This window comes from Corynebacterium sp., assembly GCF_022712275.1.
Classification (GTDB): domain Bacteria; phylum Actinomycetota; class Actinomycetes; order Mycobacteriales; family Mycobacteriaceae; genus Corynebacterium.
Window position 1 is genome coordinate 22886 of sequence record NZ_JALAGU010000029.1, and the last position, 25024, is coordinate 47909.

At 65.6% G+C, this 25024-nt stretch carries 26 protein-coding genes, 1 tRNA gene and 1 pseudogene; 14 read left to right on the forward strand and 14 right to left on the reverse strand.

From position 1 onward, the window contains the following. The 4 genes from Q0A27_RS06275 to Q0A27_RS06290 all read left to right on the forward strand — a co-directional run bounded on the left by Q0A27_RS06275 (position 1) and on the right by Q0A27_RS06290 (position 3883). A complete protein-coding gene (locus tag Q0A27_RS06275) occupies positions 1-1413 on the forward strand; it encodes a BspA family leucine-rich repeat surface protein (protein ID WP_291474211.1) in 1413 nt (470 codons plus the stop codon). A gap of 95 nt (positions 1414-1508) precedes the next feature. Further along, positions 1509-2753, forward strand: a complete 1245-nt coding sequence (locus Q0A27_RS06280; RefSeq protein WP_291474212.1) for an N-acetylmuramoyl-L-alanine amidase — start codon at positions 1509-1511, stop codon at positions 2751-2753. Then, entirely contained in the window at positions 2753-3124 is a 372-nt protein-coding gene (locus Q0A27_RS06285; protein WP_291474213.1) for a hypothetical protein, read from the forward strand. The genes Q0A27_RS06280 and Q0A27_RS06285 overlap by 1 nt, the downstream gene beginning before the upstream one ends. Positions 3125-3544: 420 nt before the next feature. Next, a complete protein-coding gene (locus tag Q0A27_RS06290) occupies positions 3545-3883 on the forward strand; it encodes a hypothetical protein (protein WP_291474214.1) in 339 nt (112 codons plus the stop codon). Positions 3884-4231: 348 nt separating this feature from the next. Here Q0A27_RS06290 and Q0A27_RS06295 read toward each other — a convergent pair whose 3' ends face one another. Next, on the reverse strand, positions 4232-4852 hold the full coding sequence (locus tag Q0A27_RS06295; RefSeq protein ID WP_291474215.1) for a TetR/AcrR family transcriptional regulator: 621 nt from the start codon (positions 4850-4852) through the stop codon (positions 4232-4234). Between the two features lie 300 nt (positions 4853-5152). On the opposite strand from Q0A27_RS06295, the gene ctaD reads away from it, so the two are divergent. Further along, entirely contained in the window at positions 5153-6856 is a 1704-nt protein-coding gene (gene ctaD, locus Q0A27_RS06300; RefSeq protein ID WP_367273307.1) for a cytochrome c oxidase subunit I, read from the forward strand. Positions 6857-6890: 34 nt separating this feature from the next. On the opposite strand, the gene bcp is transcribed toward ctaD, so the two are convergent. Next, positions 6891-7358: a thioredoxin-dependent thiol peroxidase gene (gene bcp, locus Q0A27_RS06305; protein WP_291474216.1), complete on the reverse strand. Its 468-nt coding sequence runs from the start codon at positions 7356-7358 to the stop codon at positions 6891-6893. A gap of 125 nt (positions 7359-7483) precedes the next feature. On the opposite strand from bcp, the gene Q0A27_RS06310 reads away from it, so the two are divergent. Genes Q0A27_RS06310 through Q0A27_RS06320 form a run of 3 tightly spaced genes read left to right on the forward strand, consistent with a single transcriptional unit; the run spans position 7484 to position 9324 of the window. After that, the gene (locus tag Q0A27_RS06310) at positions 7484-7762 is read left to right on the forward strand and encodes a DUF3618 domain-containing protein (protein ID WP_014009284.1); all 279 of its coding nucleotides are present in this window, start codon (positions 7484-7486) and stop codon (positions 7760-7762) included. Next, complete coding sequence (locus Q0A27_RS06315; RefSeq protein WP_291474217.1) at positions 7763-8890, forward strand: AbrB family transcriptional regulator; 1128 nt, start codon at positions 7763-7765, stop codon at positions 8888-8890. It abuts the gene before it with no gap. 14 nt (positions 8891-8904) lie between these two features. Continuing rightward, entirely contained in the window at positions 8905-9324 is a 420-nt protein-coding gene (locus Q0A27_RS06320) for a phage holin family protein (protein ID WP_291474218.1), read from the forward strand. A 160-nt stretch (positions 9325-9484) separates the two neighbouring features. Here the strand turns inward: Q0A27_RS06320 and Q0A27_RS06325 are convergent. After that, a tRNA-Lys gene (locus tag Q0A27_RS06325) sits at positions 9485-9557 on the reverse strand. 345 nt (positions 9558-9902) lie between these two features. Here Q0A27_RS06325 and Q0A27_RS06330 point away from each other — a divergent pair. After that, positions 9903-11096: an Ig-like domain-containing protein gene (locus Q0A27_RS06330; RefSeq protein ID WP_291474219.1), complete on the forward strand. Its 1194-nt coding sequence runs from the start codon at positions 9903-9905 to the stop codon at positions 11094-11096. A gap of 47 nt (positions 11097-11143) precedes the next feature. Here the strand turns inward: Q0A27_RS06330 and Q0A27_RS06335 are convergent, their stop codons facing one another. Further along, positions 11144-11680, reverse strand: a complete 537-nt coding sequence (locus Q0A27_RS06335) for a flavin reductase family protein (RefSeq protein WP_291474220.1) — start codon at positions 11678-11680, stop codon at positions 11144-11146. A gap of 67 nt (positions 11681-11747) precedes the next feature. Between Q0A27_RS06335 and Q0A27_RS06340 the strand changes: the two genes are divergently transcribed. Further along, positions 11748-12062: a multidrug efflux SMR transporter gene (locus Q0A27_RS06340; protein ID WP_291474221.1), complete on the forward strand. Its 315-nt coding sequence runs from the start codon at positions 11748-11750 to the stop codon at positions 12060-12062. On the opposite strand, the gene Q0A27_RS06345 is transcribed toward Q0A27_RS06340, so the two are convergent. The 10 genes and pseudogenes from Q0A27_RS06345 to Q0A27_RS06390 form a co-directional block, all read right to left on the reverse strand. Continuing rightward, positions 12059-13057: an LLM class flavin-dependent oxidoreductase gene (locus Q0A27_RS06345; RefSeq protein ID WP_291474222.1), complete on the reverse strand. Its 999-nt coding sequence runs from the start codon at positions 13055-13057 to the stop codon at positions 12059-12061. The genes Q0A27_RS06340 and Q0A27_RS06345 overlap by 4 nt on opposite strands. 36 nt (positions 13058-13093) lie before the next feature. Next, positions 13094-13699 carry an HdeD family acid-resistance protein gene (locus Q0A27_RS06350; RefSeq protein WP_291474223.1) on the reverse strand — a complete coding sequence of 202 codons (606 nt, stop codon included), beginning with the start codon at positions 13697-13699 and terminating at the stop codon, positions 13094-13096. Positions 13700-13786: 87 nt separating this feature from the next. Continuing rightward, on the reverse strand, positions 13787-14542 hold the full coding sequence (locus Q0A27_RS06355) for an ABC transporter ATP-binding protein (RefSeq protein ID WP_291474224.1): 756 nt from the start codon (positions 14540-14542) through the stop codon (positions 13787-13789). Continuing rightward, the gene (locus Q0A27_RS06360) at positions 14539-15576 is read right to left on the reverse strand and encodes an iron chelate uptake ABC transporter family permease subunit (protein ID WP_291474225.1); all 1038 of its coding nucleotides are present in this window, start codon (positions 15574-15576) and stop codon (positions 14539-14541) included. Before Q0A27_RS06360 ends, Q0A27_RS06355 begins: the two co-directional genes overlap by 4 nt. Then, complete coding sequence (locus tag Q0A27_RS06365) at positions 15566-16507, reverse strand: iron chelate uptake ABC transporter family permease subunit (protein WP_291474251.1); 942 nt, start codon at positions 16505-16507, stop codon at positions 15566-15568. Before Q0A27_RS06365 ends, Q0A27_RS06360 begins: the two co-directional genes overlap by 11 nt. Before the next feature lie 167 nt (positions 16508-16674). Continuing rightward, entirely contained in the window at positions 16675-17706 is a 1032-nt protein-coding gene (locus Q0A27_RS06370; protein WP_291474226.1) for a siderophore ABC transporter substrate-binding protein, read from the reverse strand. A gap of 310 nt (positions 17707-18016) precedes the next feature. After that, positions 18017-19420 (reverse strand): ABC transporter ATP-binding protein, encoded by a 1404-nt coding sequence (locus Q0A27_RS06375; protein WP_291474227.1) that lies wholly within the window; start codon positions 19418-19420, stop codon positions 18017-18019. Between the two features lie 9 nt (positions 19421-19429). Then, positions 19430-19774, reverse strand: coding sequence for an ABC transporter transmembrane domain-containing protein (locus Q0A27_RS06380; protein ID WP_291474228.1), 345 nt, complete (start codon positions 19772-19774; stop codon positions 19430-19432). A 5-nt stretch (positions 19775-19779) separates the two neighbouring features. Then, positions 19780-21516 carry an ABC transporter ATP-binding protein gene (locus Q0A27_RS06385; protein ID WP_291474229.1) on the reverse strand — a complete coding sequence of 579 codons (1737 nt, stop codon included), beginning with the start codon at positions 21514-21516 and terminating at the stop codon, positions 19780-19782. Positions 21517-21902: 386 nt separating this feature from the next. Then, positions 21903-22246 (reverse strand): annotated as a pseudogene (locus Q0A27_RS06390) (PH domain-containing protein). 57 nt (positions 22247-22303) lie between these two features. Here Q0A27_RS06390 and Q0A27_RS06395 point away from each other — a divergent pair. The 4 genes from Q0A27_RS06395 to Q0A27_RS06410 are packed head-to-tail and all read left to right on the forward strand — an operon-like array spanning position 22304 to position 24916. Next, positions 22304-22609, forward strand: coding sequence for a hypothetical protein (locus Q0A27_RS06395; protein ID WP_291474230.1), 306 nt, complete (start codon positions 22304-22306; stop codon positions 22607-22609). Between the two features lie 41 nt (positions 22610-22650). Next, positions 22651-23475: a MurR/RpiR family transcriptional regulator gene (locus Q0A27_RS06400; protein WP_291474231.1), complete on the forward strand. Its 825-nt coding sequence runs from the start codon at positions 22651-22653 to the stop codon at positions 23473-23475. After that, a complete protein-coding gene (locus Q0A27_RS06405; protein WP_291474232.1) occupies positions 23472-24134 on the forward strand; it encodes an ATP-binding cassette domain-containing protein in 663 nt (220 codons plus the stop codon). The genes Q0A27_RS06400 and Q0A27_RS06405 overlap by 4 nt, the downstream gene beginning before the upstream one ends. Then, positions 24131-24916, forward strand: a complete 786-nt coding sequence (locus tag Q0A27_RS06410; protein WP_291474233.1) for an ABC transporter permease — start codon at positions 24131-24133, stop codon at positions 24914-24916. Before Q0A27_RS06405 ends, Q0A27_RS06410 begins: the two co-directional genes overlap by 4 nt. The last annotated feature ends 108 nt before the right edge of the window (positions 24917-25024 follow it).

Below are 25024 nucleotides of genomic sequence, written 5' to 3' on the forward strand. Positions count from 1 at the left end.
ATGGCTTTGGAACCGTCTTGGACTCCTTGGGTGGAGGTCACTGCGACGGGGAGCACGCTTGCCCCTGAGCGGTCGCTCAAGGCCCAGCTGGTGGCGGTCGGTGGTGGCGGTGGTGGCCGTGGTGGCTGGTACAACAATGGTGGCCGGGGTGCTGGTGGGCGCGCCGGTCAGTGGGCGTCCGCCGAGATTGACGTGTCACCCGGCCAGACCATATCGGTGACTGTTGGATTGGGGGGCTCGGGCGGTTCAGGCGGAAACATTGCGAACAATCAGCCGGATGGCCTTCCCGGTGGCGCAACCACGATTGGTTCGGTCACTGCCGCTGGCGGCGCAGCCGGACCCGCAGGACGCAACTACGAACCCGGGCAGTCCCCCGGCACCTACACCGCGTTCGGGAGTGATTTCGTCGGCGGTGCCGAACGGGCCGGTGACGGCAATTATGCGGGCAACGCCCCAGGCGGGGGTGGCGCACCCGGCGCAGCCGGCGGTTTCCTCGGTGGCGGCACCTACGGTGGCGAGGGGGCGCGGGGCCGGGCCTGGTACCGGTTCCTCGTCACCCCGCCCCTGCCCGCCGACTGGGGCGCGCCCGGGGCGATCACCGTCGATGACAGTGTGATCGAATCCCTGCATTTTGAGGGGTCGGAGATCGAAGAATTGTGGCTGGATGGTGTGCTCGTGTGGGACGGCGGTGCTGCTGTGGACATTGTGACGATCACCCCCGGCACTGACGCCGGTGCTCAGCTTCGGGCCGCGTTGTCCGCCCGTGGGCTTGATTACCGGACGGTGGAGGAATTGCCTTTCCGTCTGGACACGTCAGCCGTTACGAGCATGACCCGCATGTTCGACGGGTGTGCTGCCTTGAAGAGTGCCCCTGAGATGGACACGTCAAATGTTACGACCATGGCCTACATGTTCTACGGGTGTTCTTCTCTGTTGAGTGTTCCCGAAATGAACACGTCAAATGTTACGTACATGTACCAGATGTTCTACGGGTGTTCTTCTCTGTTGAGTGTTCCCGAAATGAACACGTCAAATGCTACGAGGATGGACTACATGTTCTCCGGGTGTTCCGCATTGACGAGCGTGCCGGACATGAACACGTCAAATGTTACGTACATGAACTACATGTTCTACGGGTGTTCTTCTCTTGTGAGCGTGCCCGAAATGGACACATCAAAGGTTGTGTACATGAACCGCATGTTCCAGGACTGTTCCGCATTGACGAGCGTGCCGGACATGAACGCATCAAAAGCTTCGAAAATGAGAAACATGTTCGACGGGTGCGTGGCACTCACGGACGGGAATGTGAAACTCATCGGCAAAAATCCCTACGCCGATATGGCCAACATGATCGACAATTCCGGTCTCACCAAATTGCCGTTCTACGATGCCAGCGGAAACTGGACAGGGTAGGGGGCATTTTGGACGCAAGCACGCTATCTAAAGCAATGGGCGGCAGATTGTCGCTCGCACGATACGAAGAACTACTGCCCCACTTCAATGCCGCAATGATCGAAGCAGGGGCCACAACCCCCCTCCGTGCCGCACACTTCTGTAGCCAAGTAGGCCACGAATCAGGCGGACTCTACTACTTCCGTGAAATCCACGACGGGTCAAACTACGAGGGTCGAACAGACCTGGGAAACACCCAAACCGGCGATGGAAGACGTTTTCGCGGCCGAGGAATTATCCAACTGACCGGGCGATATTGGGCGACAGAGTTCTCCAAATGGGCCTACAGTAAGGGGCTGGTCAACAGTTCCACTTACTTTGTGGATAACCCTGAGCAGATGGAAACGGACGAGTGGGGCTGCAAGACGGCTTCGTTCTACTGGACCGTCGCCCGGCCTGGCCTGAACGCGCTGTGCGACGCGGACGACGTTACCGGCGTCACCAAAGCAATCAACGGGGGAACGAATGGCATCGCAGACCGCAAGGCTCGCCTAGCGACCTGCAAAGCACTAGGCGCAGCACTACTGCCAGGCACAACAACAGAGGGGGGAACGACATTGAGCTACTACGATCTTGACTGGTCCAGCCGATTCGGCTTCGGCGGGTCGCGGTCACTGTCTGGTATCCAGCGCATCGTCATCCACACCACGGAGAACACGGCGGGCACACCTGCCGAGAACGTGGCAACCTACCAGATCAACTCACAGTCCGGCTCGTACCACGTTTTGGTGGACACCACAGGCAAACGCCTGCGGGAAAACACGGACGACTGGATCACCTGGTCCACCGGAAACAACGCAGGCAACGTGCAGGGCGTGAACCTGTCGTTCGTCGCACAGGCCGCATGGACCCGCGCACAATGGCTCGCGCAAGAAAAGATGCTGCGGGCCGGGGCAACCGTTGTTGCGTACTGGTCGAAGACGCACAACATCCCGGTGACGAAGGTGACCACCGGGCGGGGAGTGTGCGGGCATGGTGACCTCCGGGCATTCGGCGGCACTGACCACACGGACCCGGGGGTGAACTTCCCGTGGGACATCTTCTTGTCCTACGTCAATCAGGTGCTCGCCGGCACCACCACCACTACTACTCAGGGGGATACTTTGAGCGCACAAGCTGAAAAGCGAATCGAACTCATGCTCGACCAGATCGCAGGACCGGAGAAGGACTCTGCCGGTAACTACAAGTTCACGGGCTGGCCGCAGCTCGGGGGTAGCACCCTCGTGGACTTCCTCGTGAAGCAGGACAAGAAGATCGACGCGCTCACCGCAGCCGTCGCAGACCTGAAGGGTGGCAAGTAATGAAGACCAAGAAGTTCACGCAGCCGTGGTTCATCCGCCGCGCCGTCTACGCCGTTGTCGGTGTGGTGTTGCTCGTCGCCGCAGGCTTCGGCCTGATTGATGAGGGGCAGATCGACACGATCACCGCATCCCCGATTCTGGGCGCGCTGGTCGCGTTCCTTGCATCCGCGAAGACCAACGCCGGATCTGACTCCACGGTCACCGCGCAGGACGTTGCAGCAGCCGCGTCCGCGAACCACGGTGGCCCGTCCGTCGAGGCGATTGTTGCTGAGGCACTGAATCAGGTGCAGTCCTACGGTGAGCACGCCGCAGAGGTTGTGAAGGACAAGGCCTCGCAGACCGTTGCGGACTACTACAACGGGATGAAGTAATGCCCACGGTGATGCGCCGCGCACGGCGCTTCGCCACTTCCGATGGCATGGGCCTCCTCATCGTCGGCATCGTGTCCCTGGCCCGTGGCGTGTCCTACGCGCCCGGGGTCATGCCGGACGAAACGCGAGGATCGCACGTGGCCGAGACGTGGCTTCCGATGGATGCTTGGGCGCTTGTGTGGGCGCTCGTCGGTGTCCTCTGTCTCGTTGGCGCGTTCCGCTGGTGGACGCGCTTAGCGGCAATGGCCGTTGGTCTCGCAGTGGCCCTACACTTCCTCTTCGCTAGTTCGTTCCTGTGGGGATCTCTCCACGGGGATATGTCGCGGGGATGGGTTTCGGCCCTGTCCTACTTCGCGGTCAGCTTCCTCGTCCTCTGGGCTGTAGGTCGTGGCCGTCGTGAGGATGGTGAGGTGATGCCGCGTGACGATCCCGCCTGAGGTGTGGCCCGTCGTCGGAGTGATCGGCGCGGCCATTCTGGGATTCTTCGGCACGAAGGTGACCTCCTCGTCGCAGAAGGCGATTGCCGACAAACCGGATTGGCAGGGGTTCACTGACCAGATTCAGGAGTGGACGGAGCAGCGTCTAGCGGAGCGCGATGAGAAGATTGAGCGGCTGCAGAAGGATGTTGGCGAACTTCGCACTGAGGTTAGTGTTCTGCGCCGGAAGTACAATGCGGCCCTACTGTTCATCCGTGATCTGGTGCGGAAGTCTCCGGAGGTTCACGCGGAGCTTCCTGGTGAGATTGTGGATGATTTGTGACATGTTGAGACCCCCTCTGGGCTGCGGCCTGGAGGGGGTCTTTTTGTCGTTTGCGGGGTGCTGGATTTGACGCACATTTGACGCACGTAGGTCCAGAACAGTGCGTACAGGTGCGGAAATTTGCGGAAACTAGTGCAGTGTGCATGAACCATGTAACTGCACGTCAACGCCGCATTCCCGCAGGTCAGAGCCACAACCCCGAACGGGGGTGAAAAACCGCCCACATCAGGTTTAGGTCCTGGTGTCTACGGACGTGGGAGTTCAAGTCTCCCCGGGCGCACAGAGTCGGCAGAAGATCAGCAGCGGGTCGGCAGCGGGTCATCATAGGGTCGGCACAGGGCGGTCCCGCTACCTGGTCCGGTGGGGGTCAGTCCGGTGCTGGGCGTTCCGGTGGGGCCCGGTCAGATCTGCGATGACGCCGGCCGCGATGTCCCGGGCCCTGCGCATGGCACGGCGGTCACCGCTGGTGATCATCTCGGCATGGGCGCCGTCGATGAGCAGGGCGAACAGTGCGGCGTAGCTCTGCGCCTCGGCCGGGGAGCCGGCGATCCCGTCGTCAAGGGCCATCCTGGCCAGCGCGTCCTGCAGCCAGGTCTTGTATCCGGCGATGGCCACGCGGGCAGGGTGTCCCGGGTCGGGCAGTTCCGCGGCGGCGACGGTGAACGGGCAACCGCGGAAATCCGGTCTCGCATAGTTGCGCAGGAACCGGTCGAACAGGGCGAGGACCTTTCCGTCCGGCCCGGGGGACTGGTCGAGGATCTCCCTGGTGATGCTCTTCCGCCGGATGTCACTGCGCCGTTGCAGTACCGCCGCGACCAGCTCCGCCTTGGTGCCGAACTGTGCGTAGAGCGTCGGTTTGGAGACGCCGGACTCCTCTGAGATCCGGTCGACCCCGACGGAGGTGATGCCGTCGGCGTAGAACAACCGGGACGCGGTGGACAGGATCCGCTCTCCCTTGGTCGAGTACATACCCCGAAACTACTGACAGGTCTGTCAGGTGACAAGGATAGAGGCGGTCGCAGACGGACCGTGCCGCCGGGGTCTCCGGACACTGTATGTCCTGCTCTGATGCCATCCGTGACGGTCATGCACAGCCACCATCTGCAGTCAACGGTCGGTTCACAGGTCGTCCGGCTCGTCCTACCCTCGCACGCATCACCCCGGAGTGTCCGGGGCACGGGCCCGACGACCCGCGTTCACTGTTGCCGGGAGGCCGACATCATGACTGCTGTACCTGACTCTCCGTCATCGCCGACGGGTGCGCTCGCCGTGCCCGGTGGGTCCACCGCCGACGGGCACGCTGTTGCTCATTCAGGGCGTCCCCCCGCCCACGGCGGACGCTCCGCCAAGGGTGGACACGCCTGGGACCTGCTGACCACCACCGACCACAAGAAGCTCGGGATCATGTACATCGTGATGTCCTTCTGCTTCTTCTTCGCCGCAGGACTCATGGCCCTGTTCATGCGTGTGGAGCTGTTTCACCCTGGCATGCAGTACCTGTCCAATGAGCAGTTCAACCAGATGTTCACCATCCACGGCACGCTCATGCTGCTGCTGTTCGGAACCCCGATCGTCTGGGGATTCGCCAACGCCATTCTGCCGCTGCAGATCGGTGCCCCCGATGTGGCCTTCCCCCGGCTCAACGCCTTCGGCTTCTGGATCACGCTGTTCGGCGGTCTGATGGTCATCTCCGGGTTCCTCACCCCGGGCGGCGCAGCCGACTTCGGCTGGACGATGTACATGCCGCTGGCGGACGCCATCCACAGTCCCGGTGTCGGATCGAATCTCTGGATCGTCGGCGTGGGGATGACCGGTGTCGGCACCATCGCCTCGGCCATCAACATGATCACCACCACGCTGTGTCTCCGCGCACCGGGCATGACCATGTTCCGCATGCCGATCTTCACCTGGAACATCTTCATCACCGCGCTGCTGTCGCTGCTGATCTTCCCGTTGCTCACCGCGGCTGCTCTCGGCGTCCTCTATGACCGGCTGCTCGGCGGTCACATCTACGATCCGGCCAACGGCGGTTCGCTGCTGTGGCAGCACCTGTTCTGGTTCTTCGGTCACCCTGAGGTTTACGTCCTGGCCCTGCCGTTCTTCGGCATCGTCTCCGAGATCTTCCCGGTGTTCAGCCGCAAGCCGATGTTCGGTTATGTCGGCCTGGTCTTCGCGACCCTGTCGATCGCCGCCCTGTCCATGGCCGTGTGGGCGCACCACATGTTCGTCACCGGTGCGGTCCTGCTGCCGTTCTTCTCCTTCATGACCTTCCTCATCGCGGTGCCGACCGGAGTGAAGTTCTTCAACTGGCTCGGCACCATGTGGAAGGGCCGGATCACCTTCGAGACCCCGATGATGTTCGCCATCGGCTTCTTCTGCACGTTCCTGTTCGGTGGTCTGACCGGTGTCATGCTGGCGTCCCCGGCCCTGGATTTCGCTCTGTCGGACACGTACTTCGTGGTCGCGCACTTCCACTACACCGTCAGCGCGACCGTGATCTTCGGTGCCTTCGCCGGCGTGTACTTCTGGTTCCCGAAACTGACTGGGCGGATGCTCAACGAGAAGCTGGGCAAGATCCACTTCTGGTTGACCTTCATCGGCTTCCACACCACGTTCCTCATCCAGCACTGGCTGGGCAACATGGGTATGCCGCGTCGCTACGCCGACTACCTTGACTCGGACGGGTTCACACTGCTCAACCAGGTCTCCACCATCGGTGCCATGATCCTGGGAGTGTCGATGATCCCGTTCATCTGGAACGTCGCCAGCTCCTGGCGCTTCGGCGAGGTCGTCACCGTGGATGATCCGTGGGGTTACGGGAACTCCCTGGAGTGGGCGACCAGCTGCCCGCCCCCGACCCACAACTTCGAGTCTCTGCCGAAGATCCGTTCGGAGCGGCCTGCCTTCGAGCTGCACTACCCGCACATGGTGAAGCGGTTACGCGAGGAGGCGCATGTGGGACGCCACTTCTAGGCGTCCGGTGTGATGCCCCGTCCCCGGATCCCGCCTAGAGTACGTCCTTGATGATCCGGGCGACGTGCCCGGTGGCCTTGACGTTGTACTTCGCCAGGGCGATCTTCCCCTCTTCGTCGACCAGGAAGGTCGAGCGGATGACACCCTGCACGACCTTTCCGTAGTTCTTCTTCTCGCCGAAGGCGCCGTAGGCCACCAGCGTCTCCTTCTGTGGGTCGGAGAGCAGCGGGAAGGTCAGGTCGTGGTTCTCCCGGAATGTCGCGAGCTTCTCCGGTTTGTCGGGGGAGATGCCGAGCACGTCGATGTTCGCGTCGTTGAGCTGGGTCAACGAGTCACGGAAGTCGCAGGCCTCGGTGGTGCAACCGGGGGTGTCGGCCTTGGGGTAGAAGTAGACGACGACCTTCTTCCCGTGGAAGTCGGACAGGCTCACGGAGCCGCCCTTGTCGTCGGTGAGGGTGAAGTCTGGGGCCGTGTCACCCACGGCGAGCCGGATGTCAGTCATGCTGGCCAGCATACGTACGTCGTCTTTCGTCGGGGGTTCACCTGCGCAGGTGGGGGAGGACGCCGTACAATGGCGGATCGATACCGACCGTTTCCCTTCCCTTTCCACTCACGAGGAGATCTTCCGTGGCACGTAGCACCGACGCCATCCAGCGCGACATTGAGCGCACCCGTGACCAGCTCTCCGACACCCTCGAGCAGCTCAGCACCCGGGTCGCCCCGTCCGCACTCGCCGACGAGGCCAAGGGCAAGGTGCAGTCCGCACTGTCTGACCCGAAGGTCCAGCTGATCCTCGGTGGCGTCGCCGCCGGAGTCGTTCTCCTCGTCGCCCTGTCGGTCAACGGCAAGCGCAAGGAGAAGAAGCAGATCAAGGAGATCCAGCGTCTCCTCGCCAACGCCCGCTAGGTGACCCCCGGCAGCCCTACGGCGAGCCACGACCCCGGTCGGTTCCGCGACACAGCGGAACTGGTCGGGGTCGCGGTCGTTGCGGTCCTCGTCGGCTGGTGGTGCACCGCGGCAGGCATTCCCGCGTCCTGGATCTTCGGCTTCCTCGTCGTCTTCGGCCTCTACTCGCTGCTGCGCAACCGTACGGTCTCGCCGCCGTCATCGACGATGCAGCCCGCCCAGGTGCTCATCTCGATGGTGTGCACCACCCCGCTGATGGAGCTCGACGGTCCGACGGTGCGCAGCTTCCTGCTGCCGACGACGCTGTCGGTTCTGGTGATGCTCGTGGTCAGCACCGTCGCAGGACTCGTCCTGGCCCGGTTCGGACGCACCGACCCGGTCTCCGCGATGATCTCCACCCTGGCCGGCGGCGCCAGCGCGATGACGCTCATGGCCCGGGAACTGCACCTTGACGTGCGTTTCGTGGTGCTGACGCAGTACCTGCGACTCACCCTGGTGGTGCTGACCCTGCCGCTGTTCGTGCACCTGCTCAGCGGGGAGGACGCCGGCAGCGTGGGTGGCGGCTCCTCCGACTGGTGGGAACCTGACCTGCGTCCCGTGGTGGGCGCGGCGGCAGTCTGGGCGGTGACCTGGGCCTTCGTCCGTCTGACGCGGCGATTCTTCAGCGTCCCCGCCCCGTACCTGCTGGTGCCGATAGCGGTGACCTGGGTCTTCTCCGCGGCCGGGGTCCCTGCTGAATGGCTCACCCCGCACGGTGCGGTGCTCACCGTGGCCTACGGCATCATCGGCATCCAGGCCGGCGGCACGCTGACGATCGGTGCACTGCGTCAGCTGTCCCATGCCCTGCCCATCATTCTCACCGCGGTGACGGTCATGGTCGCCGGCACCGTGGGCGCCGCGCTCGTCATCGCCCAGGTCACCGACATCAGCAGGTTGGACGCCTACCTCGCCACGGTGCCGGGCGGGATCTACGCGGTCCTGGCGTTCGCCCACGAGTCCGGAAGTTCAGCGGTGGTGACGGTGGGACAGGTGCTGCGCACCCTCGTGATGATCGTGGTGGGGGCCTATCTTCCGACGATCGTCCGGACACTGACAGGTCGACGGCAGAGTGGGGACGCCGAGGACTGATACCGTCTACAGGTGTGATCGGAACACTGTGGAACCTTCTCGTCCGGGCGGCCGGAACAGCCGTGGCCCTGTGGGTCGTGGTCAATGTCGTCGGCGGGGTGGACGTGCTCACCCCGTCGTCCCCGTTGGTCGGTGACGGCTCGAATGACCGCGTCATCGTCTACCTGCTGTCCGGCCTGGTGATTCTGCTGCTCAATATGACGGTGCGCCCGGTGCTGCACCTCATCGGGTTGCCGGTGTCGATTCTGACGCTCGGGCTGTTCGCCCTGGTCATCAACGCGGTGGTCTTCATCCTCGCGGCGACGGTGACCGAGGCACTGGGGATGGGACTGGTGGTGCACACCTTCGGCGCGGCGTTCTGGGGTGCGATTCTCATGGCCCTGGTGAACTGGGTGCTCGGCCCGTTGGTCGCGATGCTGCAGACCCGGCGGTGATCCCCGGGATCTGTCGCCCCCGCCGGACTGAGGGCGTACACGATCATCACGTTTCGGGGAGACCGGCACAACGCTGAGCCTGGAAACGTCATGATCGTGTACGCCCGGAATCCGGCAACGCGAAACCCCCGACCGGACGAACCCGGTCGGGGGTGTGTTGTGCGTCATCAGGGACTCGAACCCCGAACCCGCTGATTAAGAGTCAGCTGCTCTGCCAATTGAGCTAATGACGCATGCTCGGTTGCTCTGTGCAACGAGGTAGAACTATAGGGCACCGGTACGCGCACCGGCAAACTCGCTGTTCACGTGAGGTTGTCGGGGTGGTGTCGCCGTGCGTCGGACAGTCGGTGGACAGTCGGTGGACAGTCGTTGGACAGTCGGTGGACAGGCGGGGTGCGGAGGTGAGCGCGATGAATCGCACGCACGGTAACGATTGGGGCACAATTTCGCGAAGCCGTCGTTTCGGGTTCGTCGGCGGGAGTCCGGTGGCTAAAGTTGTCGGGTAGCGACGGGCAGGAATGTTCCCACCACGCCGGCTGACCCCGTTCACCACACGACGAAAGTGATGTCTTACTCCCATGCAGTTCCTTCCGGGCCGTTCTGTGCGGTCCTTGCGGTCCATCTTCGCTGCCGCAGGCGCGGTCACCCTTCTGGCGACCGCGGCGTGCACCATCGACAATGACGATGACGACGACACCGAACACGCTGCGTCGGAGACCACCTCCGCGGAGGAGATCGACAGTGAACTCGCGGCGAGCGTCAAGGACAACGCCACGGGTGTGAAGGTCGACAAGCCCATCACCGTCACCGACTCTGACGGGATCGACTCGGTCTCGCTGACCGACGGCTACGGGACCGAGATCGAGGGTGAGTTCAACGACGACAGGACCGAGTGGACCTCCACCGACCACCTGGAGTACTCCAGCAACTACACGCTGGCGGCGAAGGCCGGCAAGGAGAAGCTCAACCAGAGCTTCACCAGCTTCAGCCCGAACCTGCTCACCGACGGTGCGATGTCGCCGCTCGACGGCGCCACCGTCGGTGTCGGTCAGACCATCTCGCTGCGCTTCGACGAGGTGCCCTCGGACCGCAAGGCCATCGAGGACGCCATCACCGTCGAGACCGAGCCGAAGGTCGAGGGCGCGTTCTACTGGATCACCTCCCAGGAGGTCCGCTGGCGTCCGAAGGACTACTGGACCCCGGGTACCGAGGTCCACGTCAAGGCCGATCTGTTCGGTAAGGACCTCGGCGACGGCATGTACGGCCAGCAGGACCGCGAGGCGGATTTCACCATCGGTGACGATCTCCGTGCCGAGGCCGACGACAACACCAAGCAGGTCGTCGTGAAGAAGAACGGCGAGGTCATCAAGACCATGCCGACCTCGATGGGCATGCCCGGCCACGAGACCCCGGTCGGCGTCTACACCATCGGTGACCAGTACGACACGCTGATGATGGACTCCACCACCTACGGCCTCGCCCTGGACGCCGGTGGCTACCAGACCGACGTCTCCTACGCGACGCAGATGTCCTACTCCGGCATCTACCTCCACGCCGCCCCGTGGTCTGTCTGGGCCCAGGGCAACACGGACACCTCCCACGGCTGCCTGAACCTGTCGATGGCGGACGCCCAGTGGGTCTACGAGAACTTCAAGCGTGGCGACATCGTCACCGTGAAGAACACCGGTGGGGAGACCCTCAACGGCTCCGACGGTCTCGGCGACTGGAACATCCCGTGGGAGACCTGGTCCGCCGGTAACACCGAGGGGTAGAACACCCGGGGTTGGAACGCCGGGGACTGGACCGCAGGAGCAGGGGGTCAGCCCTCGTCCGGGGCGGAGGGCTCCGGCGTGCCGGACGGGCGCAGGTAGAAGGTCCGGTCCACGTAGAACAGACGGGGTAGGGCGCCGGCGAGCATCTCGGGGGACGCCGTCACCTCGACCACCTCAGCGGCCACCAGTGTCGCCGGGCCGACCGGGACAGTGCCGACCGGCCTGATGCGCAGCACTGCCGGCGCGCCGGCGAGCAGGGGTTCACCGGTCGGGGCGGTGGTCCATCCCTGCTCGTCGGTGAAGTGACGTCCGTCCCAGGCGGCGAACTCGCGGGCAATGTCGACCTCGTCGGGTCCGAGGAAGTGCACCAGGCAACTCTCGGCCTTGAGGATCTGACCGGGCCGGCCGGTGGACTTGGCCAGTGAGAAGGAGACCGCCATCGGGTCGATCGCCAGGGAGGACAGGCTCGACAGGATCAGTCCGACCGGCTGATCCTCGACGGTGGCGGTGATGAGGACGACTCCTGCCGGGTGGTGCCGGAACACGGTCCGGAAGTCGTCGACCTGCTCACTCTGCGAAACCATGGCTGCCAGGATACGCTTCCCCTACTGACGTTTTTCAGGAAACGAAGTTAACGGAGAGTGGACTGGTATGGCGTGGTTCGTGTTGGTGGTGTCAGGTCTGTTCGAGGCCGTGTGGGCGACGGCACTGGGCCGGGTCAGCGGCTGGGGCGATGTGCGGAACATCGGCGTCTTCACCGTCGGTCTGGCGGTCTCGATGACCGGTCTGGCCTGGGCGATGCGCTACCTGCCCACCGGCACGTCCTATCCCGTGTGGGTCGGGATCGGGGCCGTCGCCACGGTGGGCGTCGCCGCACTGCTCGGCGATGAGCACCTCAGCGTGGCCAAGGTCTTCTTCCTTGTCGTGATCATCGGCGGCGTCATCGGGGTGAAGACCGTCAGTTAGCGCATCCCCCAGGCGTCCGCCAGGATCGACATGGATTCCAGCGATTCGGCTGTGGTGGGGGACTGCAGCGAGATCATCAGCTCATCGGCGTCCGCGTGGCGGGTGAAGCCCTCGAGGTACTCGGCGACCTGCTCACCGGTGCCGACCGCGTGGTACCGCAGCATCGACAGGATCATCTCCGCCGCCGGCGAGGACATGAGCAGGTCGAGGTCCTCCTCACCGACCTGGCGTCCCCGCAGCGCCATGGACTCCACGCGCCGACGACGCACGATCTCGCTCTGCCGCACCGCCTCCGCCTCCGTGGCAGCGGCGGTGACATTCACCGCGGCGATGACATAGGGCTCCGGGCAGAGCTCCGAGGGCTGGAAGTACTCGCGGTAGGCCTTCACTGCGGGCACCAGGGAGTCCGGCGCGAAATGGGAGGCGAAGGAGTACGGCAGGCCGAGCTGCGCGGCGAGCGTGGCACCGAACATCGAGGAGCCCAGGATGTACAGCGGGACATTGGTGTCCGCCCCCGGGATCGCCTCCACCCCCTGGACCTTCGATCGTCCGGCGAGGTAGCCCTGCAGTTCCAGCACGTCCTCGGGGAAGTTCTCGGCATTCTGCGGGGAGCGGCGCAGAGCGGCGACCGTCCGGGCGTCCGTCCCCGGGGCGCGCCCCAGCCCCAGGTCGATCCGATCCGGGTAGAGCTCGGCGAGCGTGCCGAACTGCTCGGCGATGACCAGGGGCGCGTGGTTCGGCAGCATGACGCCGCCGGCGCCGAGCCGGATCCGCTCCGTCTTCGCCGCGACGTGGGCGATGAGCACCCCGGGGGAGGAGGACGCGATGGAGGTCATGTTGTGGTGCTCGGAGTACCAGACCCGGGTGTAACCGAGCTCCTCAGCCTTCTGCGCCAGGTCAACGGACCGGCGGAAGGCGTCCCGCGGAGTCTCGCCACGGTAGACCGTGGCGAAGTCAAGCAGGGACAGTGGTGCGTGGGACTCGGCTGCGCTCATAGTCCCCGAACCTACCCCCGTCCCCCGTGGTCCGCTCTACTTGTCGAGGTTGCGCAGCTTCACCGCGAAGACGATGAGGGAGATACCGAGGGCAAGGGCCGCGATACCGGCCAACCAGGACAGGGTGACGACATTGTCCACCGGGTTCGTGATGGCGAGGACGCCGAGGAGGACGCCGAAGAGGATGTTGACGATGCCCACGGCGATGGTCCAGCCGCTGCGGTTCTCGACCGGGGCGGCCAGTTCCACGACACCGGACAGCACCATGCCGATCGCCATGAATCCCAGGACGAAGAAGGCACTGACGATGGCGAATGTCACCGGGAACAGGAGGACCAGCAGGCCGAACAGGGTCTGGATGATGCCGTCGGTCAGCACCCACCCCCAGGAGGTGTTCTGCTTCTTCAGGTCGAAGGACAGGCCGACGGTGGACAGACCGTCGACCACCATCCAGGCACCGACGATGATGCCGAAGACGGTGGCGGAGCCGAAGGGGGAGATCAGCAGCAGGATGCCGACGAGGACGGCGAGGATGCCCCGCCAGAGGAGGAACTGGAAACCGCGCTTCTGAAGGGCCGCCAGGAGGTCGGCGGCAGGGTTCCCGGCGGGCGTGCCGGCGGGTGACTGGGAAGGTGTGCTCATGCTACCGAGCGTACGCCGTTCACCCCCTCTGCACTGGGAAGGGACGCCGTGTCCGGTGACCGGTCCGGTGCCAGGTCGGGCACCCGCTCAGAAGTAGCTCGCGAGCGGGCCGTCGTCGGTCTCCAGGACCTTGACCGGAGTGCCGAAGATCCCGGTGAGCACCTCGTCCCGGATGACCTCGTCCGGGGTGCCGAAGACGGTCACCTGTCCGTCGGCCATCGCGCAGATGTGGTCGGCGTAGCGGGCGGCGAAGTTGATGTCGTGGAGCACGATGACCACGGTGCGTCCCAGTTCGTCGCAGGCCCGGCGCAGCTGCTTCATCATCTGGACCGAGTGCTTCATGTCCAGGTTGTTCAGCGGCTCGTCGAGCAGGACGTAGTCGGTGTCCTGCGCCAGCACCATGGCGACATAGGCACGCTGACGCTGTCCGCCGGAGAGCTGGTCGAGGTACCGGTTCTCCAGCTCGGTGAGGTTGAGGAAGTCGATCGCCTCGGTGATGTGCTTCTCGTCCTCGAGATTCAGGCGACCGTGCGAGTGCGGGTAGCGTCCGAAGCCGACGAGCTGACGCACGGTCAGGCGGGTGACGAAGTGGTTCTCCTGACGCAGGATGGACAGTTCCTTGGCCACGTCCCCGGAGGGGGTTTTGAAAACGTCCTTCCCTGCGACGGTGATGGTGCCGGTGTCCGGCTTCTGGAGGCGTCCGACCATGGTCAGCAGGGTGGACTTGCCGGCACCGTTGGGTCCCACCAGTGCGGTGACGCCACCGGCGGGGATGTCGAAGGTGACGGGGCCGATGGTGACCTCGTCGCTGTAGGAGCGGGAGACATTGTCGAAGGAGATCACAGGCGGCCTTTCCGCAGGATGAACAGGAGGAACACGGATCCTCCGATGAGCTCGATGATGATGGTCACGGCGCCCTCGGCGTCGAAGAAGTTCCGCATGATGAAATAGGAACCGGTGAGGAAGACGTAGCCGATCAGTGCGGCGACCGGGAAGATCAGCCGGTGGTCGTAGGTGTCCGTCAGCTGGTAGGCGATGGTGGCGACCAGGAAGCCGAGGAAGGTCATCGGTCCGACCAGGGACGTGGTCATCGCCATGAGGATGGAGATGAGCAGCAGCAGGATCATCAGCTCCCGGCGGTGGTTCACCCCGAGGTTGTTGGCGGTGTCGTTGCCCAGGGCGACGACGTTGAGCCGGCGACTACGCAGGTACAGCAGGATGCAGACGACGAGGACGACGGGGATGACGATACTGAAGTTGTCGGTGTTCGCGTTGCCGATGTTCCCGAAGGTCCGGGCCGTGAGGATGTCGAACTCATTGGGTTCGAGCAGTCGCTGCATGAAGGTGGACAAGGAGCGCAGGCCCCCGCCGAGGACGATGCCGACCAGCAGCATCACCTGGATATTGCCGAATTTGCCGGAGAGCAGCCAGCTGAACAGGGCGACGGCGAAGAGCACCATCAACCCGGACTGCAGAAGGAAGGCCGGGGTGCCGTCGAATGTCGCCAGCCCGACGGAACCGAAGAAGAAGATGACGCTGGTCTGCACCGCGACGTAGATGGACTCGAAGCCCATGATCGACGGGGTGATGATCCGGTTGTTTGTCGCGGTGTGGAAGGCCACGGTGGCGAAGGCCTGGCAGAGGGCCACCAGGGCGATGGCGGTCAGCGCGTCCCGGCGCAGGTTGACGATCCGCCAGAATCCCTTCTCCCCGAAAGGGACCGGGTTGCCGTAGGTCATGTGCAGGACGGTGAACAGCAGGGCCAGGGCGACCAGCACTGTGACGAGCACGATGTACTTCGTGCGCTGGGCGGTGGTGGCGAACGGGCCGCTGGTCCGCGTGGCGAGGGGTGCGGAGGTGGTGACGTCAGTTGGCATGGCGGCGTCCTCTCACGAGCAGGAACACGAAGACGACCGCACCGAGGATGCCGAGGATCAGGGACACCGGGACCTCGAAGGGGGCGATGACGGTGCGGGCGAAGATGTCCGCGAGGATGAGGATCCACATGCCGAGCATGACGACCCAGGGCAGGTTGGAGCGCAGATTGTCGCCGCGGAACATCGAGATGATGTTCGGGACGATGAGACCGAGGAACGGCAGGCTGCCGACGACGACGACGACGACGACGGTGACGGTGCCGGTGACCACGGCGACCATGCCGATGCCGAGCAACTGGACGCGGCCGTAGTTGAGGCCGACGTTGGTGGCGATGTCCTTGCCGAGGCCGGCGACGGTGAAGCGGTCGGCGACGATGAAGATGAGCACAAGGACGATGAGCACGAGGTAGAGCAGCTCGTAGCGTCCACGGACGATGCCGGTGAACGAGCCGGTGAACCAGATGCTGAGCTGTTGGAGCATGTCGGTCTTCAGGGCGACGAAGGTGGAGACCGAGCCCACGACCGCGCCGAGCATCATGCCGACGATGGGCACGATGAGGGAGGACTTCAACCGGACCTGGCGCAGGAAGAGGAAGAAGATGCCGGTACCGACGAAGGAGAAGATGATCGCACCGATCATCCGGGTGGTCAGGGACGCACCGGGAATGAGCACCATCGTCGTGATCAGCCCCAGCCCGGCCCATTCGGTGGTGCCGGTGGTGGTCGGTTCGACGAACTTGTTCTGGGTGAGCAGTTGCATCACCAGCCCGCACATGGCCATCGCCGCACCGGCCAGTGCCAGTGCGACCGTGCGGGGGACACGGGTGATGAAGAACATGTCCCAGCCGTCCTCACCACCGGTGATGTTGTAGACGCCGGTGAAGAGTGACGCGATGAGGAGCGCGGCGGTGAAGAGAATGCCGAGGAGCATCGGCCAGGTGGTGCGCCACACTCTGCGCGGTGGTGCGTCCTCCGGCGGGGCCGGGGTTGCGACGGTCATGTCGGTCCTGTCCTGAATCGTGCCGAAGCCCGGCCAGCGGGACTGACTCGGGGGAGTCGGTCAGCAGGCCGGGCGTGGGGCGGGCGTGGTGCCGGGAGTTACTCGGCAGCCTCGAAGGCATCGGCGACGGTGTTGAGGACCTCGGTGTAGGCGATGATGTCCTCGGTGGTGTAGAAGTCGTTCGGCAACAGGATGATCTGGTCGTTCTGCACGGCCGGGACGTTCTTCAGGGCCTCGGAGTCGGCGATGAGCTCCTGGGCGGAGTGGTACTCGGGCTCGTCGGCGGAGACGGCGGCGTCACGGTCCAGGACGATGATCCAGTCCGGCCTGGAGTCGGCGATGGCCTCGACGGAGATGTCGTCACCCTGGTGGTTGGTGGAACCCTCGTGGTCGTAGGACGGGGTCAGATCCAGCATGTCGAAGATCGGCCCCACGGAGCGGCCGGTGGACGGGGCGGCGTAGTTGATGTCGCCGCCGGAGGTGACCAGGCCCATGACGGTCTCGTCGGAGTTGTAGGCCTCCTTGGCGCGGTCCTTGGCCTCGTCGAAGGCGGAGACCAGATCCTCGGCCTCGTCGTCCTTGTCGAAGACCTCACCCATCAGGTTGGTGATGTCCTTGAGGGTGTCCTCGGTGGACTGGGTCGCCGGGGCGTCCTCGTCGGTACTCTCGAGGTCCTGGTCGAAGCTGAGGTCCAGGATCGGGGTGTCCGGGAGCAGTTTCTTCATCTCGTCGTACTGGGATGCGTAGCGGTAGCCGGTGATGATGAGGTCCGGGTCGGCGGCGACAAGCTCCTCGAGGTTCGGCTCGCGGTGGGAACCGGTGTCGTGGATCTCGGTGTCCTCGTGGTACCTGGTGATGGAGTCCGGGATCAGGGTGACCGGGGCGGAGACCAGGTCGATGTCCCAGTCGGAGAGCACCTGGAAGATGCGGTTGTCGAAGGCGGCGACGCGCTCCGGGTCGGCGGGGATCTCGACCTCGCCGCGGGCGTCGGTGACGGTGCGGGTGTCTCCGTCGGAGCTGCTGCCGTCATCGTCGGAGCAGGCGACGAGGGAGCCGGCCGCCAGGAAAGCGGTGGCAGCCAGGGCGACGGGTGCCAGGCGGCGGCGGTTGCCGCGGAAAAGGGTGCGCATGTTTACGGGGGAGTCCTCTCGGAACGTCAGGTTCGGAAATCTCTTTCTGCACCCTAGCCAAATGGGAGCAGCATATGCCAAGCGCAGCCTAAGTAGAGATATGGGACGCCTCACCGCGACATGGCCCGAGAAACGCTGTCGCCCCAGTTCGTGCAGGGGTTACAGCGCTTCCCTGTGAACCGGCAACGGGGGTGAGATTTGGGGGTGATGAGAGAGTATGTAGTGAGAGCTGTGTTCTTCACTACCTGCGGTTACATGGTAGTGATTCTGATTCACCCGTTGCGTCGGATGCCGGACGGGCCGGTCGCTCTCAGGCCGCCCACGCCCGCCACAGTGTCGCGTACCGGCCACCGGCGGCCACGAGCTGCTCCTGCGTCCCGCACTCGACGATCCGACCGTGCTCCATCACGGCGATCCGGTCACAGGACGTCGCCTGGCTCAACCGGTGGGCGATGACCACCCCGGTGCGTCCTTCCAGTACCGCCGCGGACGCCCGGTCGAGGACATCGGCATGGGTGGAGCCGGCGTCCGCCGTCGCCTCGTCGAGGATCACCAGGTCGGGGTCGGCGACCAGCACCCGGGTCAGCGCGAGATGCTGCGCCTGCGCGGCGGTGAGGTCCACCCCCTGCAGGCCCAGCGGGGTGTCGAGACCCTTCGGGAGCTGGTCCAGCAGATCGTCCGCACCGGTGACTGTCAGCGCCTCCGTCAGGGCACTGTCGGGGACGGCCGCCGGGTCGGACGCACCGAGCACCAGGTTGTCCCGCAGGGTGCCGGCGAAGACATGCGTCTCCTGGGAGATCAGCATGGTGCGCTCAGGCGCCTGCAGTGTTCCGGTGGTCACCGGGTGGATACCCGCCAGCAGTGCGGCGACCGTCGACTTCCCCGCCCCGGACGTGCCGACCAACGCGACATGCTCGCCGGGAGCCAGCGTCAGTGAGACATCGTGGAGGACATCGCCCGCGTCAGGATTCTCCGGGGCATAGGAGAAGGACACGTCCCCGAGGACGACGCCGGCGTCCGGCGAGGTCGGGGTGGAAAACGCCCTGGCGTCCTGCGCGGGAAGATCGGTGACCCCGATGATGCGCGCCAGCGAGGCCGTCGCGGACTGCAGCACGTCGATCTCGCGCATGAGCATGCCCAGCGGTGCCTCGATACGCAGGAAGAACAGCACCGCCGTGGTGACCGCGCCGATGGTGGGAGTGCCTCCGCCGGAGACGTCACCGACCAGCACGTACCCGATGAGCAGCACCGCGGTGAGCATCGCCAGGAAGGCCGCGTCGACCCGCCACATGAACATCGTCTGCACCGTGCGCGCCCGCAGGGACCACCGGTTGACCTGCCAGGACGCCTCCGCGATCCGCCCGGAATGGCGACCCGACAACCGGAAGGCCAGCACTGTCGGCAAGCCCCGCAGCGAGGACAGCAGGATGTGGGCGCGGTCGCCGAATGCCGCCCGCTCCGCGGCGTACATCGGCGGGGCGAGTCGCAGGTACCACTGCACAGTCCACCAGTACAACGGCAGCGCCACGGCGATGACCAGTGCCAGGCGCCAGTCGAGTGCGGCGACGCCGACCAGTGTGAGCACGATGGCGAAGAAGGTCTTGGTCAGCGAGGGCACGACCTGGGAGAGTGCCTCGGAGACCTGCGCGACATCGTCGCTGGCACGGGAGATGAGGTCGCCGGTGCCGGAGCGTTCGACCCGCTGCTGCGGCATCGACAGCGCCTAGCGGATGAGCTTCTCACGCAGGGTGGCCAGCAGACGCTCCATCACCCGTGACGCCACGAGGATCCCGAGGACGGCCAGGACCGCCGCGCCGACCGCGGACCCGAAGATGAGCAGCCCGTAGAGCCAGAGTGACGTGGTGCCGTCCCCGTCGGCGGCGCCGGCGACATCGTCGACGATGCGTCCGAGAACCGCCGGGGTCACCAGTTCCAGACCCGCACCGGCGGCGGCGAGGACCGCGGAGATCAGCAGGAGGACGCGGCGTCCGCGCAGTTCCCGCCACAGGGTCGTGGCGGTGCGCTTCCCGGTGGCGATGGGCAGGCGGGCGTCGGTGTTGTTCTTCACGGCGCTCACAGTTCCACCACCCGGTCGCAGGAGGCGAGCATCGTGCGGGACGCGGTGACGATCACGGTGGTGCGTCCGGCACGGAACGGGGCGACGCGCTGGGCGACGGCGGCGCCCGTGACAGAGTCCACCGCCGTCGTCGGGTCATGGAGCACCAGGACCGGTGGGTCGGCCGCCAATGTCCTGGCCAGGGCGATGCGCTGACGTTGTCCACCGGACAGGCGCGTCCCACCGTCGCCGACTCTGGTGTACTCACCCTGGGGAAGTGCCTCGAGGATGTCGTCGCAGGCCGCGGCATGCAGCGCGCCGGGGATACGCCCGGGTTCGGCACCGGGGACATTGATGTTTTCGGCGACGGTGCCGTCGAAGAGGTCGGCGGTGTGTGGAGCCGTGAGCACCTGCGACCTGTAGTCGTCGATATCGAGCTGCTCCGCGGCCGTTGTCCCGAGCAGGACGCCGCGTCCGTGGGCGAGACGGTCAATGAGTTCGCGGGCGGGGCGTCCTTCCGCGTTGACGCCGACGCACTCGCCGGGTTCCACGGTGAGGTCGCCGACGGTGAGGGAGGTGGCGTCCTGCGCGGTCGCGGTGGTGGCGTGCTCATCGGCGTAGGGGGTGCGCAGTAGGTCGAGGACGCGTCCGCCAGAGGCGACGCCGGTGGCCCACGGCGCGCCGATCATGTTCGGCAGGCCGGTCAGGGGTCCCAGGAGGAACTGTGTCAGACCGACGACGGAGATCAGTTCGCCGACGGTGAGGTGACCGTTGAGTGCCAGGGATGCGGCACCGAGGCTGAGCCCGGCGATGAAGACACCGGTGACGGTGTTCATCGAACCCGTGTACAGCGCTCGGGAGTTGCGGGCCTTCAGCGCGCCGTCGAGGGCGTCGGCGCTGACGGACTCGTAGCGCGTCGCGGCGTTGGTCTCTGCGCGCAGGCCCTTGATGACGCGGTAGCCGGTGATGATGTCGCTGGCCTGGCCGGTCGCCCGGGCTACGAGGGCCTGTTGTCTCTGGCTGCGTTTCTGCAGGGGACGCCCGGCTTTCGTCATGATCCAGAGCGTCACCGGGGCGCCGATGATGAGGGCCAGACCGAGCGGCCAGGAGATTATGGTGAGGGCGACCGCGCAGGCCACGACGGCGGCGAGTTCGCCGACGGGGTAGATGGAGAGTTGCATGGTGCCGGCGAGGCGGAAGACGTCTCCGGTGGCGATGGAGAGCATCGCGCCGCCGAGGTGGTCGGTCTTCATGCCGGCGGGGTGGAGCAGGCGGTCGGTGACGTCCATGCGCAGCCGGTGCTGGACCTGCTGCATGCCGTAGAACCCGGTGCGGGAGCCGAAACGGAAGCAGAGGGACGCGGCGACGGCCGCTGCGGTGAGGGCGATGAGCCAGGTGATGAGCTCGCCGAGGCTGTGGTGGGCGATGGCCTTGTCGACGACGAAGCCGGCGCTCACCGGGACGGCGGCGGAGCACAGCTGACTCAGCGCGAGCAGGAGGCCGCCGGGGACCGTGTACTTCGTGGCACCGAAGATGACGCGCCGGGTGAACTGTTCCGGCGTGGTGTATTCGTCATAGGGGATCGGTGGGCTCTTGAGCTGGTGCTCAGGGGCCTGGAGCAGCAGTGGCCAGCGGATGCCGAAGAGGTGGCTGCGCAGGGTCTCGTCGGTGAAGGCGTCCTGCGGCCGGGGTGCCTGGGCACTCGTGTCGGCGTCGGCGGTGTCGTCTGCGGCGCCAGGGGGAGGTGTGGTCACGGTCACTGAGACTACGGGGTGGGTGACGCTACGTGTTGTCCTGAAGTGACAGATGGTTAGCGGGAGGGGACAGTGTGTGCGCTGCGTCAATGGTGCGGGTCGGGTGCTCCTGGGCGGTTCAGAAGCCTGGTCCGACCTGGAGCACCCGACCTGGAGGGCTTCAGAACTGTGGCAGGCACAGATCCGCGATTCTGTGCCACAGAATCCGCGATTCGTGCCTGACGCAGATGTGCTGCACGCATCGTCGAGCAGTCGGTCCACGAGGAGACTGCGCCGGCGGACACGGTCCTGTTCGCCAAGGCGCTCACCGAGATCGCGGACGCCGAGGCGGTGCTCACGCTGCGGAAAGCGGCCTCCTCCCTGGCCGACGGCGGCCAGCGTCCGCGTCAGTGGTTGCCGAGCAGGATATTCGCGATGAGCTGGTCGAGTCGCCGGACATCCACATCGCGACCGGGACCGGTCTTGATCTTGCCGGCCCGGGTCCACAGTTCCAGCTCTGCCGTGGAATCCAGTGTGCCGGCGTTCTCCGAGGACCACATGTTGATCGAGGAGTTATGGCGGTATGGCAGGGAGTACATCTCGCTCTTCCTGCCGCGGAGGCCCTGCGCGTCCCTGACGATGAGTCGACGGTCGGTGAGACGGCGGAATCGCGGCAGGTCTTGTAGGCGGCGATGGGCGTTTCACCCGGGACGAGGATCGGACCGATGTCCTCGGGGATCGGCACCTCCATCTGGAAGGGCCAGGAGGTGATGACATTGATTTCAGTCGGCAACTGCCGGCGTCTCCGGTGGGGGAGATCCCGGACGCCGTCCTCCTCATCCATGACCTCAACCAGCTGCCGGACGCGGATGCGGTCCACCGGCTGCGTCACCTCGCAGCAGGAGCGGGAAAGGTCCTGGTCGTGGAGGACACCTTCGACATCTCCGGCACCATCGACGAGCACGCCGCCGAGAACGACGTCCTCTCCCTGGCTGCCTGGGGATCGGGCTTCCGCACCGGTACGGAACTGGCGACGGTTTTCGCGGACGCCGGAGTCACTGTCATTGTGACCGGGAGGTTCGGCTGGGACCGGACGGTGTACACCGTGGTGTAGCACACACTACATCCTTCGGCGAATCCTGTAGTGTTCACAACATGCAACTGGTTGACCGCATTGCCGCCCACCGCAGTGAACTCACTCCCGCGGAGGTCCGCGTCGCAGAATTCATGACCGACAATCCGCACAGTGTCGGCTACCTCTCCGCACTGAAGCTCGCCGAGGCGTCCCGCACCAGCGACGCCACGGTCGTGCGCACTGTCCGCAAGCTCGGCTTCGACGGCCTTGATGACCTGCGTGAACAGCTCGCCGTCGAGCTGTCCCGGGCCGGCCGGATGGAGAGTTCCATCCAGGCGCTCGTGTACGAGCCGGAGAGCGAGGTCACCCGGCACATCGCCGGGTCCGCCGACGCGGTCGGCGTCCTGCCGGAACGCATCGGCCAGGACGCCCTCGCCGGGGCCGTCGAGGTCATCGCAGCCGCCGGCCGAGTAGTCATCGTCGGTTTCGGCCCGGCCAGGTCCATCGCCGACTACGCGGCCCACCGGTTCCGCCGTGCCGGGGCACAGTCCGTCGCCGCCGGGTCGAGCGGACGCGCCTTCGCCGACGAACTCGCCGCCCTTGCCGACGGTGACGTTGTCGTGCTCATGTCCTACGATCGTGCCACCGTGGAGGTCAGCGTCCTCTATGCGCGGGCCGCGGCGCTCGACATCCCGGTCATCCAACTCAGCGAAGGCGTCCACACCGTCGATCCGCGATGCGCGGTGGTGCTCGGTGTGGGGCGCGGCAATCCGGAGTACAGCCCCAGCTATGCCCCGACCGTGGTGGTGCTCGAGGCGCTGGTGCTGGCGGTCGCGGCGTCCGACCCGGACCGTAGCGCGGCGGCCGGCGTGGTGCTCGACGACCTGCGGGACCAGCTGTCATGAGCGAACCGTTGTTCTCCTTCGGGAACGTCACCCTGGTCCGCGACGGGCGCCCCATCCTCGACCATGTGACCCTCGACATCCCGACCGGCGGCATCACCGCGGTGACCGGACCGTCCGGCTCCGGCAAGTCCACACTGCTGCGCTGCTGCAATCTGCTGGAGACCCCCACCTCCGGACGCATCCTCTACCGCGGGACCCCGTTGACCGGCCCCGGTTCCCTTGACCCGCTGACCCTGCGCCGGCGGGTCGCAATGGTCTTCCAGCGGCCTACGGTCTTCGCCGGCACCGCCCTGGACAACCTGCGCGCCGCCGACAGGTCCCTCGACGGGGACGCCGCCACGGCTCTGCTGGCCGAAGTCGGACTGGAGGCGTCCTACCTGCACCGCGAGGCGGACACGCTCTCCGGCGGCGAGTCACAACTGCTCTGCCTCGCCCGGGCCCTGGCGACCGAGCCCGATGTGCTGCTCGCTGACGAGGTCACCTCCTCCCTCGACGAGGACGCCACGAGCGTCCTCGAATCACTTGCCCGACGGCTCGCCGCCCCGGACGCACAGGGAGGACGTGGCCTCTCGGTGCTCTGGGTCTCTCACGACCCGGCGCAGGTCGAGCGGATCGCCGGCCGGTCCATCCGGATCGACGCCGGGCAGGTGACCGCATGAGCGGGGACGGAGGTGCCGTCGGCTGGGTCGGCCTGGCGGTCTCGCTGATCTTCATCGCCGTGGCCATGGCGGTGACCAGTGGATTCCACCTGAAGCTCAACCGGCCGATCGTCGTCGCCGTGGTGCGCTCCCTGGTGCAGATGGGCATCGTCGGCTATGCCCTGGTGCTGCTGGTGGACCCGGATACGTCGATCTGGTGGTCGTGGGCGTGGACGGTGGGCATCATCGTCTTTGCGGCGGTGACGGTGACGCGTCGCGCCCCGCGGGTACCGGGTCTGTTCCTTATCTCGATGACCGCCTGTACAACGATTGCTGTGACCTCGCTGGCCGTCATCTTCGGCTTCGGGATCTTCGAGCTGACCAGCCGTGCTCTGGTGCCGGTGGCCGGGATGGTCGTCGGCAACTCGATGAAGGTCGGTGTGGTCGCGACGACCAGGGTCTCGGAGTTCGCCTCCGACCAGCGGGCCGAGGTCGAGGCCGGGCTGGCGCTGGGGATGAGCGTACGCAGGGCGTCCTCCCGGCTGCTGCGTTCGGCGCTGCGTACCGCGATCTCGCCGCAGGTCGAGCAGACCGCGGCGCTGGGTATCGTCTTCCTGCCGGGCGCGATGACGGGTCTGATCCTGGCGGGCATGGACCCGCTGGAGGCGGTCGCCACGCAGCTCGCGCTGATGTACGTCATCCTCGCAGGGGTGGTCATTGCCGCGGTCATCACCGGGATCGGGACGCTGCGGGCACTCACCACCCCCGGGCAGACACTGGCGCAGCTGGCGCGGCAGGGGTAGCGGAGCGGTCAGTCCGGGTCGCCCAGATCCGCGCCCGGTCGGCGTCGAACAATCGGGCCTCCAACTCTCCACTTGCCGTGCGGAGAGATCGAAGAGCCCGAACCCCTC

Bases quoted from the DNA above. Each gene is read 5' to 3' on its own strand.
- Q0A27_RS06295 (WP_291474215.1), bottom strand. From the start codon at position 4,852: ATGTACTCGACCAAGGGAGAGCGGATCCTGTCCACCGCGTCCCGGTTG.
- Q0A27_RS06330 (WP_291474219.1), top strand. From the start codon at position 9,903: ATGCAGTTCCTTCCGGGCCGTTCTGTGCGGTCCTTGCGGTCCATCTTC.
- Q0A27_RS06365 (WP_291474251.1), bottom strand. From the start codon at position 16,507: ATGCTCCTCGGCATTCTCTTCACCGCCGCGCTCCTCATCGCGTCACTC.
- Q0A27_RS06280 (WP_291474212.1), top strand. From the start codon at position 1,509: ATGATCGAAGCAGGGGCCACAACCCCCCTCCGTGCCGCACACTTCTGT.
- Q0A27_RS06340 (WP_291474221.1), top strand. From the start codon at position 11,748: ATGGCGTGGTTCGTGTTGGTGGTGTCAGGTCTGTTCGAGGCCGTGTGG.
- Q0A27_RS06285 (WP_291474213.1), top strand. From the start codon at position 2,753: ATGAAGACCAAGAAGTTCACGCAGCCGTGGTTCATCCGCCGCGCCGTC.
- Q0A27_RS06400 (WP_291474231.1), top strand. From the start codon at position 22,651: ATGCAACTGGTTGACCGCATTGCCGCCCACCGCAGTGAACTCACTCCC.
- Q0A27_RS06360 (WP_291474225.1), bottom strand. From the start codon at position 15,576: ATGCCAACTGACGTCACCACCTCCGCACCCCTCGCCACGCGGACCAGC.
- Q0A27_RS06345 (WP_291474222.1), bottom strand. From the start codon at position 13,057: ATGAGCGCAGCCGAGTCCCACGCACCACTGTCCCTGCTTGACTTCGCC.
- bcp (WP_291474216.1), bottom strand. From the start codon at position 7,358: ATGACTGACATCCGGCTCGCCGTGGGTGACACGGCCCCAGACTTCACC.
- Q0A27_RS06375 (WP_291474227.1), bottom strand. From the start codon at position 19,420: ATGCCGCAGCAGCGGGTCGAACGCTCCGGCACCGGCGACCTCATCTCC.
- Q0A27_RS06275 (WP_291474211.1), top strand. From the start codon at position 1: ATGGCTTTGGAACCGTCTTGGACTCCTTGGGTGGAGGTCACTGCGACG.
- Q0A27_RS06370 (WP_291474226.1), bottom strand. From the start codon at position 17,706: ATGCGCACCCTTTTCCGCGGCAACCGCCGCCGCCTGGCACCCGTCGCC.
- Q0A27_RS06350 (WP_291474223.1), bottom strand. From the start codon at position 13,699: ATGAGCACACCTTCCCAGTCACCCGCCGGCACGCCCGCCGGGAACCCT.
- Q0A27_RS06335 (WP_291474220.1), bottom strand. From the start codon at position 11,680: ATGGTTTCGCAGAGTGAGCAGGTCGACGACTTCCGGACCGTGTTCCGG.
- Q0A27_RS06405 (WP_291474232.1), top strand. From the start codon at position 23,472: ATGAGCGAACCGTTGTTCTCCTTCGGGAACGTCACCCTGGTCCGCGAC.
- Q0A27_RS06410 (WP_291474233.1), top strand. From the start codon at position 24,131: ATGAGCGGGGACGGAGGTGCCGTCGGCTGGGTCGGCCTGGCGGTCTCG.